General features: G+C 53.9%; 16 protein-coding genes. 12 read left to right on the top strand and 4 right to left on the bottom strand.

The features are described from left to right. The first annotated feature begins 79 nt into the window (after positions 1 to 79). From U2W12_RS13050 to U2W12_RS13015, 8 genes are all read left to right on the top strand, one after another. Positions 80 to 1,036 carry a ZIP family metal transporter gene (locus U2W12_RS13050; protein WP_326501124.1) on the top strand — a complete coding sequence of 319 codons (957 nt, stop codon included), beginning with the start codon at positions 80 to 82 and terminating at the stop codon, positions 1,034 to 1,036. An 88-nt stretch (positions 1,037 to 1,124) separates the two neighbouring features. After that, positions 1,125 to 1,856, top strand: a complete 732-nt coding sequence (locus U2W12_RS13045) for a TMEM165/GDT1 family protein (protein WP_326501123.1) — start codon at positions 1,125 to 1,127, stop codon at positions 1,854 to 1,856. 15 nt (positions 1,857 to 1,871) lie between these two features. Continuing rightward, positions 1,872 to 3,536, top strand: a complete 1,665-nt coding sequence (gene soxB / locus U2W12_RS13040) for a thiosulfohydrolase SoxB (RefSeq protein WP_326501122.1) — start codon at positions 1,872 to 1,874, stop codon at positions 3,534 to 3,536. Between the two features lie 91 nt (positions 3,537 to 3,627). Then, positions 3,628 to 4,761 (top strand): ABC transporter permease, encoded by a 1,134-nt coding sequence (locus U2W12_RS13035; protein ID WP_326501121.1) that lies wholly within the window; start codon positions 3,628 to 3,630, stop codon positions 4,759 to 4,761. Continuing rightward, a complete protein-coding gene (locus U2W12_RS13030) occupies positions 4,758 to 5,531 on the top strand; it encodes an ATP-binding cassette domain-containing protein (RefSeq protein ID WP_326501120.1) in 774 nt (257 codons plus the stop codon). The genes U2W12_RS13035 and U2W12_RS13030 overlap by 4 nt, the downstream gene beginning before the upstream one ends. After that, positions 5,518 to 6,432, top strand: a complete 915-nt coding sequence (locus tag U2W12_RS13025; protein ID WP_326501119.1) for an MlaD family protein — start codon at positions 5,518 to 5,520, stop codon at positions 6,430 to 6,432. Before U2W12_RS13030 ends, U2W12_RS13025 begins: the two co-directional genes overlap by 14 nt. Next, on the top strand, positions 6,429 to 6,983 hold the full coding sequence (locus U2W12_RS13020) for a hypothetical protein (RefSeq protein ID WP_326501118.1): 555 nt from the start codon (positions 6,429 to 6,431) through the stop codon (positions 6,981 to 6,983). Before U2W12_RS13025 ends, U2W12_RS13020 begins: the two co-directional genes overlap by 4 nt. A 349-nt stretch (positions 6,984 to 7,332) precedes the next feature. Next, positions 7,333 to 7,899, top strand: coding sequence for a YceI family protein (locus U2W12_RS13015; protein ID WP_326501117.1), 567 nt, complete (start codon positions 7,333 to 7,335; stop codon positions 7,897 to 7,899). Positions 7,900 to 8,231: 332 nt separating this feature from the next. Here the strand turns inward: U2W12_RS13015 and U2W12_RS13010 are convergent, their stop codons facing one another. Together U2W12_RS13010 and U2W12_RS13005 are read right to left on the bottom strand one after the other, a co-directional pair. Next, positions 8,232 to 8,531, bottom strand: a complete 300-nt coding sequence (locus U2W12_RS13010) for a DUF1244 domain-containing protein (RefSeq protein ID WP_326501116.1) — start codon at positions 8,529 to 8,531, stop codon at positions 8,232 to 8,234. Positions 8,532 to 8,672: 141 nt separating this feature from the next. Next, complete coding sequence (locus tag U2W12_RS13005; protein ID WP_326501115.1) at positions 8,673 to 8,894, bottom strand: hypothetical protein; 222 nt, start codon at positions 8,892 to 8,894, stop codon at positions 8,673 to 8,675. A 24-nt stretch (positions 8,895 to 8,918) separates the two neighbouring features. Between U2W12_RS13005 and U2W12_RS13000 the strand changes: the two genes are divergently transcribed. From U2W12_RS13000 to U2W12_RS12985, 4 genes are read left to right on the top strand one after another with little or no spacing between them, the layout of a single operon-like run. Beyond that, positions 8,919 to 9,455: a septation protein A gene (locus U2W12_RS13000; protein ID WP_326501114.1), complete on the top strand. Its 537-nt coding sequence runs from the start codon at positions 8,919 to 8,921 to the stop codon at positions 9,453 to 9,455. A 3-nt stretch (positions 9,456 to 9,458) separates the two neighbouring features. After that, positions 9,459 to 9,761 (top strand): YciI family protein, encoded by a 303-nt coding sequence (locus U2W12_RS12995; RefSeq protein ID WP_326501113.1) that lies wholly within the window; start codon positions 9,459 to 9,461, stop codon positions 9,759 to 9,761. Beyond that, positions 9,758 to 10,030 (top strand): BolA family protein, encoded by a 273-nt coding sequence (locus U2W12_RS12990; RefSeq protein ID WP_326501112.1) that lies wholly within the window; start codon positions 9,758 to 9,760, stop codon positions 10,028 to 10,030. Before U2W12_RS12995 ends, U2W12_RS12990 begins: the two co-directional genes overlap by 4 nt. Before the next feature lie 3 nt (positions 10,031 to 10,033). Beyond that, positions 10,034 to 11,137, top strand: a complete 1,104-nt coding sequence (locus U2W12_RS12985) for a peptidylprolyl isomerase (RefSeq protein ID WP_326501111.1) — start codon at positions 10,034 to 10,036, stop codon at positions 11,135 to 11,137. 173 nt (positions 11,138 to 11,310) lie between these two features. On the opposite strand, the gene U2W12_RS12980 is transcribed toward U2W12_RS12985, so the two are convergent. Next, on the bottom strand, positions 11,311 to 12,300 hold the full coding sequence (locus U2W12_RS12980; protein WP_326501110.1) for a hypothetical protein: 990 nt from the start codon (positions 12,298 to 12,300) through the stop codon (positions 11,311 to 11,313). A 412-nt stretch (positions 12,301 to 12,712) separates the two neighbouring features. Beyond that, positions 12,713 to 13,513 (bottom strand): 16S rRNA (adenine(1518)-N(6)/adenine(1519)-N(6))-dimethyltransferase RsmA, encoded by an 801-nt coding sequence (gene rsmA, locus U2W12_RS12975; protein ID WP_326501109.1) that lies wholly within the window; start codon positions 13,511 to 13,513, stop codon positions 12,713 to 12,715.

Raw genomic sequence — 13,513 nt, 5'->3', positions numbered from 1 at the left:
ATAACCTTACATAGGTTATGAGTATTTAGATTATAATCCGCAGCCAACATCAACATGATAGGCAAAGGCAGGCGACCCGATGACCACTCCAGACCAGAAGTACAGAAAGATACAGCTTTTCTTTGAGGCCCAGTTAGCCAAGGTGCTTGCCAGTCCCTATTATCTGAAGCTTTTGGCGATGCCGACTCTACAACGGTGGGCCACGATCGCCGGCCTGTTTTTAGCCTCGCAATTGATCGTTTTCGGCGCCTTATACCTGATCTTCGGCGAAGTCGTCGTGATTGGTTTTCTGGCCAGCATTCTGGCTGGTCTCGCGACCGGAGCCGGCGCGCTGCCGGCGCTGTTTTTCCGGAACATTTCGAATAATCTGTTCAACAGCATGCTCGGCGCCGCGGCCGGCGTGATGCTTGCGGCGACCGCGTTTTCGCTGTTGGTGCCGGGCATCGGTTTCGGCAATGCGGTCTGGGCCGGCAAGGGCATCTATCTGGTCTCGTTCGGCATGTTGCTCGGCGCGCTGTTTCTGCATTATGCCGACCGCCAGTTGCCTCATGTGCATTTCGATGCGGTTTCCGATCTGCGCAAAACCTCATTCAGAAAAATCTGGCTGTTCATCGTCGCGATCACGATTCACAATTTTCCGGAAGGCATGTCGGTCGGCGTCAGTTTCGGCACCGGCGAGATGAAGACCGGCATCGTATTGGCGATCGCGATCGCCCTGCAAAACATTCCCGAGGGCTTGGCCGTGGCGCTGCCTTTGGTCGGCCTCGGCTACGACAAATGGCGCGCGGTTGGGATCGCGACCGTGACCGGCCTGGTCGAACCGGTCGGCGGCTTGCTTGGCATCACGATGGTCACGGTATTCCAGCCGATCCTGCCGATCGCGATGGGTTTCGCGGCCGGCGCGATGCTGTTCGTGATCAGCGAGGAAATCATCCCAGAAACGCACGGCAACACCGGCGATCGTTCCCGTTATGCGACTTTTGCGCTGATGTTCGGCTTCATCATCATGATGATCTTGGACAATATGTTGGGTTGATCCACCGCATCAAGACAGATCAGGCTGCATCGGCCGCCTGATGCTCAATCCCCTTACGCTAATCGCACCTGCCTATCCCAGCCATTGCATGGACAAAGCTGAACAATTATCGCAACAACTGATCATCTGGATAAACAGCATCTCTGCCTGGCTTAACAATCTGCCGATCGAGCAATACTGGCAGCCATTTTTAGAAAAGTTCTCGGCTTTGCTTCAGACCGGCGATTGGCGCGAAATCGCGGCCACCGCGGCGACCAGTTTCGCGCTGATCGCGACCGCTGAAATCGGCGACAAAAGCCAGCTTGTGTGCATGGCGCTGGCCTCCAAGCACAAGCCGCTGCCGGTGCTGCTGGGGGCCAGCGCCGCGTTCGCGCTGTTGAATTCGCTCGCGGTCGTGTTCGGCGCCGCGATCGCCAGCTGGCTGCCCGAGTACATCGTCGCGGCGACGGTCGCTTTTTTGTTCGGCGTTTTCGGGATACACGCCCTGCGGGTAACCGACGACGATGACGAGGAAGTTAAGGAAAAAAGCGGGCACGGCATCTTCTTCACGACCTTTTTATTGATCACGGTCGCCGAGTTTGGCGACAAGACCCAACTCGCGGTCGTCGCATTGAGCAGTACGTCGATGCCTGCCGCGGTCTGGATCGGCTCGACCATCGCGCTAGTCACGACCTCGGCGCTGGGCGTGCTGGCCGGCCGCACGATTCTGCAGAAGTTTCCTCTGGCGCTCTTGCACCGCATCAGCGGCGTGATCTTCTTGATTCTGTCGGCCTGCGCGGCCTACCGGGCCTATAGCGCCTATGGGTCAAGATTCGTGTAGGGTACTAAGCGTCTCTTGAACCTGCTCGTGAACCGCCGCCGTTTCCTGCAAAATCTCGCATTATCGCCAGCCGTGCTTTACGGCTGCTCGGCGGCCTCGCGCGATTATTATCGTCAGCCGGAGTTCGGCGAGATCACGATCCTGCATCTGACCGACTGTCATGCGCAGCTGCTGCCGATGTATTACCGGGAGCCTGCGGTCAACCTGGGCGTCGGCGACAGTAAAAATGCGCCGCCGCACCTGAGCGGCGAGCAATTCCTGCGCCGTTTCGGCATTCGCCCGAACAGCCGTGAGGCCCATGCCTTTACGCATCTGGATTTTACCTCGTCGGCGCTGCGCTACGGCAAAATGGGCGGCTTTGCGCAGTTGGCGACTCTGGTCAAAATGATCAGGCATTTGCGCGGTCCCGACAAGACCCTGCTGCTCGACGGCGGCGACAGTTGGCAGGGCTCGGCGACCGCGTTATGGACGCGAGGACAGGACATGGTCGATGCCTGCAACCTCTTGGGCGTCGATGCGATGACCGGTCATTGGGAGTTTACCTACGGCAAGGAACGGCTAAGCGAAAACCTGAAACGCTTCAAGGGTGCTTTTCTCGCGCAGAATGTTGCGCTGACCGATGAGGAAGTCTTCGCTGCCGATCAGGACGAGGCGGCCTTGTTCAAGCCTTATCTAATCAAGCAGGTAGGCCAGGCCCGCGTCGCGGTGATCGGCCAGGCCTATCCCTATACCCCGATCGCGAATCCGCAGCGCTTCGTTGCGGGCTGGCAATTCGGCATCGAGGAACGTCGCTTGCAGGGCCTGGTCGACAAGATAAAAAAGACCGAGCAGGCCGACGTCGTGATCTTGCTGTCGCATAACGGCATGGATGTCGATCTGAAACTGGCGTCCAGAGTCACCGGAATCGATCTGATCCTGGGCGGCCATACCCATGATGCGGTCCCGGAGCCGATTCCGGTGCCGAATACAAAGGGCAGGACCTGGGTCACGAATGCCGGCAGTCACTGCAAGTTTCTGGCCGTGTTCGATTTGAAGGTCGCGAAGGGCCGGCTGCAAGACCTGCGCTACCGCTTGCTGCCGGTCTTCGCGGACCTCCTGGAACCCGATGCCGAGATGCAGAGTCTGATCGATCATCTCAGGGCCCCGTATCTAAGCGACCTGCAACGGCCGCTGGCCGAGGCCAATGAGCTTTTATACCGCCGGGATAATTTTTACGGCACTTTCGACGGCCTGATTCTGGAGGCGCTGCGCACCGAATACGGCGCCGACATCGCATTGTCGCCCGGTTTCCGCTGGGGTACGGTCGTGCTGCCGGGTCAGGCGATTACAGTCGAAGACGTGATGAACCAGTCCGCGATCACTTATCCCGAAACCTATGCCGCCACGATGACAGGCGCGCAAGTGAAGGCCGTACTGGAAGACGTGGCCGACAACCTGTTCAACCCGGACCCGTATTACCGGCAGGGCGGCGACATGGTCAGGACCGGCGGCATGCGTTTCGACTGCGATCCCAGGGCCGGATTCGGCAGGCGGATCAACTCGATGCGGCTCCATAACGGCCAGCCGGTCGAAGCCGGAAAACGGTACAAAGTTGCCGGATGGGCGACCGTTTCGGCTCCCGCATCCGGCAGGCCGGTTTTCGAGATCGTCGGCGAGCACCTAAAAAACGGCCGCGCGTGATAGCACGGTGTGGCCGATACGGGTATGATGAGCCTGCACTCCTTTATTTTGCTGATTCCATGTCCTTTGATCAAGCGCCTCGCTATGCTGTATGACTGACCGGGTCGAGTCTCTTCCCGCGTTGGAGCCGATTGAACAACAGGGTCGGCTGTCCGGCGTCAAATTATCCGGTGAATGGAATTTGCGCAATCTGTGCGATGCACCGGGATTGCGCCGGCAGCTCAGAAACTATGCGCGAAACCGCGCGCTGCACTGGGATCTGGAAGCGATCGAGGTGCTCGACAATGCGGCCGCGCTGCTTCTTTGGGAAGCCTGGGGCCAGACCTTACCGGCCGGACTTGTGCTGCGCCCCGAACACCAGCGTATGCTGGAGCGCTGGCAGGAACAGGAAATCCCCGATACGGCGCCGCCGCGCCGTCATATCGGCGTCATTCTGCTTTTTCTTTACCACACATTTGTCGATTTTTGTAGACAAACGGCCGATTTGATTACCTTGTTGGGGCAGTTGCTTTTGGATGTGGGCTATTTATTGCGCCATCCCGGCAGCGTGCCCTGGTCCGAAATATCGATCACGATCTATGAGTCGGGCGTGCGCGCGCTCGGCATTACCGCCTTGGTCGGTTTTTTGATCGGCATCGTGCTGAGCTATCTGTCCGCATTGCAACTCAAACTGTTCGGCGCGGAGATCTACATCATCGATATTTTGGGACTCAGCGTGATCCGTGAACTGGGACCCTTGCTCGCGGCGATCCTGGTCGCCGGCCGCTCCGGTTCGGCGATGACCGCGCAAATCGGCATCATGCGCGTTACCGAGGAACTCGATGCGCTTTCGGCGATGGGTATTTCGCATTCGTTGCGGCTGGTGCTGCCGAAAGTCGCTGCCCTGGCGATCGTGATGCCGCTGATCGGTGTCTGGACCAGCAGTGCGGCGCTGCTCGGCGGCATGTTTTCGGCGCAAAACACGCTCGACATCAGTTATATGCAATTCTTTTTGAAACTGCCGGATACGGTGCCGCTGTTGAATGTGTTCATCGGCCTGCTGAAAAGCGCGGTATTCGGATTCCTGATCGCGCTGGTCGCCTGTCATTTCGGTTTCAGGATCAAACCGAATACCGAAAGCCTCGGTAATGAAACGACCAACTCGGTCGTGGCCTCGATCACGATTGTGATCATGGTCGATGCGGTGTTCGCGATTCTGTTCATGGGCGTCGGGATGCCGATATGAAGCATGACGCGATCCGGCTTGAACATGTCTGGACCCGCTTCGGCGACAAGGTCGTGCATGCCGATATCAGTCTGAGTCTCGCGCAGGGCGAAATCCTCGGCTTGGTCGGCGCCTCCGGCTGCGGCAAGACTACGTTGCTGCGCGAAATCATCGGCCTGACCACGCCCAGCGAGGGCGAAATCTTCGTGATGGGGGAATCGCTGCATCAAATCGGCCAGCGCCTGCGCAACAATTGCGGGGTCTTGTTTCAGAAGGGGGCACTGTTCAGCGTGCTCGATGTGTTCGAAAATATCGCCTTTCCGCTGCGTGAGCTCGGCTTCGACGACGAAGACATGATCAAGCGTCTGGTGTTGATGAAACTGTCGCGCGTCGGGCTATCGGCGCAGGACGCCTGGTTGAAGCCGGCCGATTTGTCCGGCGGCATGACCAAGCGGGTCGCGCTCGCGCGCACGCTGATCCTCGAACCGAGTCTGCTTCTGCTCGATGAGCCGACTTCGGGCCTCGACCCGATTTCGAGCGAGGATTTCGTGAGTCTCTTATCTGAGTTGCATCGCGATCTGCAATTTACCGCCGTGATGGTGACCCACGATCTCGACATCCTGCGCGATCTCTGTACTCAGGTCGCGGTGTTGGCCGACAATCAGTTGGTCGCCTACGGAACACTCGAATCGGTGTTAAACTGTCCGCATCCGTTTGTCGAGCGTTTCTTTCACAACAACCGCGCGCGGCGGGTCTTTCAAAATATCGAGACGAGGCATGGGCAAAAATAAATACGCGCTGATCACCGGCGTCTTCTTGATTGCTTTGACGGCTGCCACGAGCGCGGTGGTTTATTGGATCGGCCATTTCGAGCGCGAGCGCGATATTTATTACGTCTCGACGCGCCAATCGGTGACCGGCCTGAATCCCGAATCGACCGTGTTTTACCGCGGCATCTCGGTCGGTAAAGTGCTCGACGTGCATTTCGATCCGAACGATTCCGGCACGATCCTGGTGCCGATCGAGGTCGACAAGGAGATCGAGCTGAGCAAGGGCGTGTACGCAAACTTGCAGCTCAAAGGCGTCACCGGCCTGACCCAAATCAACCTCGAAGACCCGGAGCATCCCGGCATGCGTCTGCCGCCCGGCGACGATCCGGCCAACAGGATACCGCTGATGCCGTCCATGGCCGATAAACTGATGAACACCGGCGAGGATATCTTGAAAAAAGCCGAGCATATCATGGCGCGGCTGAGCGTGTTTTTGAGCGATGAAAATGAAAAAAACGTCGGCGACATCCTGAGTAATTTGAAAGACGTGTCGGATAAACTGAATCGGCTGCAAAAAAGCGTCGACAAGGCGCTGGCCGAGGTACCGAAACTCGGCATCCGGGCCGAAAAAACCCTCGACAATATCGATGTCTTGACGAAAGATTTGCAAACCTTGGGCAAGGATGTCAAAAGGTTGGGCCAAAAAGCCGAAAAATTGGCCGAAAACGGCCTCGAAGCGAGTGATCAGGTCAAGCAAACCACCTTGCCGAAAGTCAATGAGCTGTTGAATGAACTGCAATCGACAACGCTGGAAGTGAATAAAATTGCGAACATGCTGCAAAATAACCCGCAATCGCTGATCTTCGGACCCGCTCGTCAGGAACCCGCTCCCGGAGAACCCGGCCATAAGGAACACCCATGAAACTTAACTGGTTGATCTGCGCCGCTAGCGTGTTGATTCTCGGTTGTGCCGAAGTCTTGCAGGCTCCCGCGCTGCACGATTTTGGCGTGAGCAACGCGCCGCCCGGCCAAAGTCTGCAAAATCCGGCATCGCCCGAAATCAATGTCTTCGCGCCGAAATGGCTGAGCGATGACCGGATCCATTACCGACTGCTTTACGATCAGCCGACCCGCGTGCGCTTTTACAACCTGGATCAGTGGATAGCGCCGCCACAGGAATTGCTCAAACTGCAACTTGCCTCAGGAGGCCTTAATCCGAATTATTCCTTGGTAATTCATTTGCTGAATTTCGAACAGCAATTCGAAGCGCCCGGCAGCGCGTCGGTGCTGCTGCGCTTTTCGACAGATGTGTTCGCGGCCGGCAGCAAGAACAAGCTGGGCGCGCAAGAATTCGTTTTACGTAGCGGGAAAGTTAGTCCTGATGCGCAAGGCGCGATCAAAGGCTTTGCGGAATTGGCGGAGCAGGCGAACCAACGGATTCACGCTTGGCTCCAATATTTGGAGAAATCGTAATTTGCCCTGGTAAAAAAATTGGAAAAAGGCGAAAAAAATACTCCCTGCGCCTAACGGCGCAGGGAGGAAAAAGCTTCGGAACAGGGCGGCTCCGAATTTTCACACTTCGAGGAGGTGTATGAAAAGGGCTGAAAATAGAGGATATGCCGTGCTGAAGCCATCAGCAGTTGAAGCGGTCGCTCTTGTCAGAACGGCCAATCAGAAAACTTGGCATAAAGGTTGCTGAGAAAAATGATAGTATATTAGTTTTTTATAAATTAACAAGGCAGGGGAAAATTAATTAATTGTTTCCTTATTGTTGATAATAATTTGCTCGAATTTACCAATCTTTAATCGATAAGGATCACTCATGAGATACAAATTACTCGTCTCGATTTTTACCGGCGTCTTGAGTTTTTCCGCAACGGCTGCCGATACCTATACCGTCGATCCACGGCATACTTTTCCGAGCTTTGAAATCGACCATCTCGGCTTTTCGATCCAGCGCGGCCGCTTTAACCTGACCGAGGGCAAAATCACGCTTGCGCCCGCATCGGCATCCGGTTCGATCGACATCTCGATCGATGCTGCTTCGATCAGCACCGGACTTGCCGATCTGGAAAAACATCTGCGCAGCGAGGATTTTCTCGATGTTACCCATTTTCCGAAAATCATATTCCAATCGAAACAACTGACTTTCGACAAGGCACAACTGGTTGGCGCGGATGGCGATCTGACGCTACATGGCGTGACCAAGCCCGTGCATTTGACGGTGGACCGCTTTCATTGCGGGTTCAATCTGCTTTTAATCAAAAATGTCTGCGGCGCGAACGCGACAGCGACAATCAAGCGGTCCGACTTCGGCGTCGATAAATATGCGCCGGCGCTGGGCGATGACGTCAAGGTGATCATACAGATCGAAGCGATCAAGGACTGATCAAGAGGGAGCTTATACCCTTACATCTGCGGCGATGGGATAGGCAGAGAATTTACAGCGAATAGGGGAAACCGTTGTTCTTAACTTGCGTTGGACACGGATTCGTTTGTTTTTACCCGCAAAATTGGCGTGATAACCGCGCTCCGGCGATACGTATGTCAGGCTATAAGTTAGAATACCCTGATAATGATAGCCAGCGTTATCGTGGGCAGGCATTGCGTAACTTTTTAATCCGTTTGATGAGTCAGTCCCTGCCAAGGTAAGGCCCGTACCCTGGCTGGAAAAGTACTGAAAATTTAATTTACTGTAACTGTAAATCTTTAAGAGAAGGCCTACGACTTTTGTTTCTGCTTCAACTCGAACGCCGCCAATTGTTCGGGCGTTGCTTCCTGCTGGTATTTTCTACGCCATTCCTGATAAGGAAAGCCATAAATAATGTCTCTGGCTTGTTCATAATCGATTGATTCACCGCGCTCCTGCGCTGCCGCGGCATACCATTTGGCCAAGCAGTTTCGGCAGAAGTCGGCCAAAATCATCAAGTCGATATTCTGCACCTCGGTGTGTTGTTGAAAATGTTCGAGCAGGCGTCTAAAGGCGGCAGCTTCGATTTCTGTTTGTGTTTGTTTATCCATGGCTATCCTCACGCAATTCGATACCATTCTATCAGAGTCCAAAAGTCGAATGATGTACATTTGGCCGCGTCGCCATTATAATACCAACCTGATTTCTGATGGGCGGACAGTCCTCGGCCTCGGAACTTGCAAGTTTCTACTTCAACGGCGAAAGACGGTTACGGCGGTCTCAGCTGTTTTGACATTTTTTCCGCCATCGGATACAACCAAGGCATCTAATTTTGAAGGCAATTTGGATCGTTTCAAGACGGCGAGAAAAGCGGCCTTGAATTTATCATATCTATCCCCATTACCTGTTTGTTCGGCGCTCTTTACGGCAATGACCGCATCATCAAAGTCTAAATCCAACAATAACGAATACACTGCGCCCTCCATCGCGCCAGACGCATGAATCCGATACTCGAATTTTTTCCGATCGTTTTATTTTTTATCGCTTATAAGTTTTACGATATTTATGTCGCCACCGGCGTCGTGATTGCCGCGACGATTTTGCAGGTCGCCTTTAGTTGGTATAAGACCCGCAAGGTCAGCACGATGCAATTGATAACCTTAGGGTTAATCCTAGTGATGGGCGGCGCGACAATCATTCTCCAGAACGAACAGTTCATCAAGTGGAAATTATCGATCGTCGAATGGCTATTCGGTGTGGTCTTTCTGGGCAGTCAGTTTGTCGGTAAAAAGACGGTTATCGAACGGATGCTGTCAGCCAATCTGACCTTGCCGAATAACATTTGGCGACGTCTAAACACGCTGTGGGCATGTTTCTTTCTCGGCGTCGGCTTCATCAATGTGTATGTCATGTATCACTACAGCACCGACGATTGGGTCACGTTCAAAACCTTCATGGTGCCGGGATTGATGGTCGTTTTTCTACTCGGGCAGGTTGCGATGATTTATAAACATCTGCCGGAAACCGAGGAATAAGCAGTGTTATACGCGATCATCAGTGAAGACGTAGAGAATAGCCTGAGCAAAAGGCTGGCCGTCCGCCCGAGACATCTGCAAAGGTTGCAGGATCTTCAAGAAGCAGGGCGACTCGTACTGGCCGGCCCGCATCCCGCGATCGACAGCGAAAACCCGGGCGATGCAGGCTTTACCGGCAGCCTGATCGTTGCCGAATTTGCGAGTTCCGAAGAAGCCCGGCAATGGGCCGAAAGCGATCCCTATATCGAAGCCGGCGTTTACGCAAAGGTTACCGTCAAACCGTTTAAAAAGGTCTTTCCCCAATGACAGCGCAACTGATCAAACAAGTGCTCACCGAAGCGCTCCACCCCGAACGGCTCGAAATCATCGACAACAGTAGCGCTCATGCCGGTCACGTCGGCAACCGCGGCGGCGGCCATTATCATGTCACGATTGTATCGCCGCAGTTTGAAGGCAAATCGCTGGTGCAGCGGCACCAGATGATTTATAAAGCGCTCGGCGATCTGATGAAGCAACAAATTCATGCCTTGGGCATCAATGCTCTTACCCCCTCAGAAGAAACCAAAGGAAATTAATCGATGAACAAAACCATCATCCCATTGCTTGTTGCGGGTGCCGGACTGATTGCCGGCTGTGAACCACAATCCGGTGATACCGGTGCCGCTTCTTCCGCGGCGCCGATCGAAAACATTGTCAAAAAAGAAGACGCGGTCGCTTCGGTCAACGGCAAATACATCAGCAAAGCGCAGTTGGAAAACCTGGAAAAAGAAATTGCGGCGCGCGCGCATGGCGCAAGTTTTCCGAAGGAAAAACTGGTCGAAGAATTGATTCAACGTGAATTGCTCGTTCAGGACGCACTGCAAAAGCAATTGGATAAATCTCCGGAATATCTGGCGCAACTGGAAGATGCTAAAAAGTCTATCCTGACCCAGACTGAGCTGAAAAACTTTTTCAAGACCAATCCGGTTACCGATGCGGAAGTGAAGGCGGAATACGACAGCAAGGTCGTTGCCGAAACCGGCACCGAATATAAAGCGCGTCATATCCTGGTAAAGACCGAGGATGAAGCGAAAAAGATCATCGCCGAACTCGACAAAGGCGGCGATTTCGCGAAGTTGGCAAACAAGTATTCGATTGATGCGAAAGAATCACAAAACGGCGGCGATCTGGGCTGGTTTGTGTCCGACCAAATGGTGAAACCTTTCTCCGACGCGGTCGCCAAACTCGAAAAAGGCAAATATACCTCCGCGCCAGTGCAGACCCAATTCGGCTGGCATGTAATTCTGCGGGAAGACTCACGCGCGCAAACGCCTCCTCCGCTGGAAGCCGTAAAAGAGCAATTGACGCCTTACTTGCAACGTCAAAAATTCCAAAAAATGATCGAGACGATGCGCCAGCAGGCAAAAGTTGAGATTCTTGTCCCGCTGACCGAAGAGAAGCCGAAAACGGAAGCGCCTGCTGCCCCGCCAGCAGCGACGGCCGAACCGGCGGCAGAACAAAAACCGGCCACTGAAGGCGCTGCTGCAAAAGAAGCCGCGCCAGCAACCGCGGAAAAAGCGCCGGCTGAAGCCGCGCCAGCACATGCGGAGCCTGCTCCGGCGGAAGCAGCGAAGCCTGCGGCCGAACCAGCAAAGGAAGAAACCAAGCCGGCTGAGTCAGCGCCAGCGCCTGAAAAGAAATAGGACGTTTTCGCGAGCACTGGGTTTTATATCAGAGAGCGTTAAGGCGCTCCCTGACTATCGAGCCGTAATGCTTTGAAGGTCGCATGTTCGCTCATACTGCAATGTGACCGGCCGTTTTAGCTGCTTTCTTTTTCGGGGCGGGGAATTCTCCCCGCCCCGTCTCATCTTCGGATCTACCCCTCCAGGTACTTATTCAGTTCTGTTGCGATCAAATTTTCTTTAAGCGTATCATAATGGCGCCGCAGCATCGCATCGGTCGGGCGCACGGGCAATGACAGGCGAGGCTCGATTTTGATTTGCAAGGTAGCCAGGATATGTCGTCTGAGCATCGAGTCTTCCGGCAGTTTTATTTTATGAGTGCATTTTCGGTATGACTTTGCAGCTACGGGATCCGAGATTTCCGCTGTAACCGGCTTGGCATGGCGCATGCCTGTTTGGTGTGCCAGCATTGCATCATGATGGCGGCTCAGAATCGAGTCGGTCGGACGGAGCAGTTCATAAGGTTTGGCCATCGCGGCCAGATGGGTTATGAAATGGCGACGCAGTATCGAATCCCGAGGAAACACGTGCGCCGGGTCTGGTTTGGGATAAACCGCGGGCTTGTCTTCGGGGGGTGGTACCGGCGCCGGTTGCGGCTTGACAACCGGCTTCGGATCGATCGCAACGGGCTCGGTCGGGATCGATGCCGTTTCTTCTGCAACACTAGCGGCGATGGGTGGCGCAATCGGCGTTACGGGAGTCTGTTCCCGGCCTGCGGTTTCGTGGCGGTGTCGTTCGATGTTTTGGAGCGCGTCCGCCGTCTCTCGGTTGGCTTTCCTGCAGGCGCTCCAGACGACGAATGGCATCATCACTCCGATAAACGCGGAAACACCGGCGACGGTGGCCAAGGCAGGCATTTCCATAATGGTCAGATACATCGTCGCGTAAGCGAAAAGAGCGAACGCGGCGAAGCCGAAAATAAACTCTAAAATCAAACTGAATAGCGAAACCAATTGCTCCTTCTGCGTCTGAATTACGCCTCCGGCGATGGCTTGCAGTTCCTGTCGATGCCGTTTCTTCCCGCGTTGCAAATCGATGATTTCCAATAATGTGATGATCAGCAGAACCAGCACGCCGGCGACCATTGCCTGAATTTCTATAGCGATCGAATCAAATATGGACATAAATCCCCCTGTTTTTATTAACAAAACCATCATCAAATGCGGCAGTTCACTGCCGGCAGCCCTGGATAATTCAGTTAGGCGAAATCTTTTGCAACTAGAATGAAGTCGCAGGGTTTACTATTTGAAATTTATCAGAAACTCAAATGTTTTTCTAATAAATTATTTCCCTCGCTCATCCAAGCGTTATTACGTTGGGCTGTCCAGAATATCTAATACGATAAATTTAGGGGGTGAGGCGAATGGGCGGCAAAAAACAGCAGGCAAAAAAAATGCGGTTCATTAAACCGCATTAGAGAAGGATATCTAACTCCGGATTCCCGTTGGGAATCTTGCATCTCAGGAGTTAAATAATATTCTAGCTATCTTTGTCAAGATGGGAATGTGGCATTTTGTCGCATCATTTTTCGGGCCATCAGGAAGCGGAGATTTGCGGAACATTGTCGAGCAGATTGCTCAGTTTCGCGAAATCCGACAGCGTTAGATTTTCCGCCCTCAGTTTCGGGTCGATCGATAAAGCATTCAAATCGTTATCGGAGATCAGGTCTTTCAATGAATTACGCAATGTTTTCCGGCGCTGTGAAAAGGCTTGCGTGACGACGCGATTCAAATTTTCCCGGCTATCGACCTGAACGGGGGGGCGGCGATGCGGCGTCAGACGAACGATCGACGAGATCACCTTGGGCGCCGGATCGAAGCTTTCCGGCGGTACATCGAATAAACACTCGGCCTCGCAGGCATATTGCATCATCACACTGAGTCGGCCGTATTGTTTATTGCCCGGTTCGGCGCACAATCTGTCGACGACTTCTTTTTGCAGCATGAAATGCATGTCTTCGATGCAGTGCGCGTTGCTTAGCAAATGAAACATCAACGGCGTCGAAATGTTATAAGGCAGATTACCGACGATGCGCAACCTTTCGTCTTCTTTAGCCAGCGTCGAAAAATCGAATTTCAATGCATCGGCGCTATGAATTTCAAAATGCGTTTGTCCTGCGAATTTTTTCTTCAACAATTCAACCAGATCGCGATCCAGTTCGACCACATCGAGACGCGCGCCGGTTTTTAACAGCGGCTCGGTCAACGCGCCTTGGCCGGGACCGATCTCGACCCAATGCTGATCGGGCTTGGCATCGAGGCAGGCGATGATATGACGGATCACCGACTGATCATGCAGGAAATTCTGCCCGAAACGTTTGCGTGCGATATGCGTCAT

It is taken from the genome of Methylomicrobium sp. Wu6, assembly GCF_035916875.1.
GTDB lineage: Bacteria > Pseudomonadota > Gammaproteobacteria > Methylococcales > Methylomonadaceae > Methylomicrobium.
Note: the sequence above shows the minus strand (reverse complement) of the source record. Positions and strands in the feature narration are given on the sequence as shown.

Excerpts from the sequence above, each read along its gene's own strand:
- U2W12_RS13050 (WP_326501124.1), top strand. The coding sequence starts at position 80 with ATGACCACTCCAGACCAGAAGTACAGAAAGATACAGCTTTTCTTTGAG.
- U2W12_RS13045 (WP_326501123.1), top strand. The coding sequence starts at position 1,125 with ATGGACAAAGCTGAACAATTATCGCAACAACTGATCATCTGGATAAAC.
- U2W12_RS13035 (WP_326501121.1), top strand. The coding sequence starts at position 3,628 with ATGACTGACCGGGTCGAGTCTCTTCCCGCGTTGGAGCCGATTGAACAA.
- U2W12_RS13030 (WP_326501120.1), top strand. The coding sequence starts at position 4,758 with ATGAAGCATGACGCGATCCGGCTTGAACATGTCTGGACCCGCTTCGGC.
- U2W12_RS13025 (WP_326501119.1), top strand. The coding sequence starts at position 5,518 with ATGGGCAAAAATAAATACGCGCTGATCACCGGCGTCTTCTTGATTGCT.
- U2W12_RS13020 (WP_326501118.1), top strand. The coding sequence starts at position 6,429 with ATGAAACTTAACTGGTTGATCTGCGCCGCTAGCGTGTTGATTCTCGGT.
- U2W12_RS13015 (WP_326501117.1), top strand. The coding sequence starts at position 7,333 with ATGAGATACAAATTACTCGTCTCGATTTTTACCGGCGTCTTGAGTTTT.
- U2W12_RS13010 (WP_326501116.1), bottom strand. The coding sequence starts at position 8,531 with ATGGATAAACAAACACAAACAGAAATCGAAGCTGCCGCCTTTAGACGC.
- U2W12_RS13000 (WP_326501114.1), top strand. The coding sequence starts at position 8,919 with ATGAATCCGATACTCGAATTTTTTCCGATCGTTTTATTTTTTATCGCT.
- U2W12_RS12990 (WP_326501112.1), top strand. The coding sequence starts at position 9,758 with ATGACAGCGCAACTGATCAAACAAGTGCTCACCGAAGCGCTCCACCCC.
- U2W12_RS12985 (WP_326501111.1), top strand. The coding sequence starts at position 10,034 with ATGAACAAAACCATCATCCCATTGCTTGTTGCGGGTGCCGGACTGATT.
- U2W12_RS12980 (WP_326501110.1), bottom strand. The coding sequence starts at position 12,300 with ATGTCCATATTTGATTCGATCGCTATAGAAATTCAGGCAATGGTCGCC.
- rsmA (WP_326501109.1), bottom strand. The coding sequence starts at position 13,513 with ATGACGCATATCGCACGCAAACGTTTCGGGCAGAATTTCCTGCATGAT.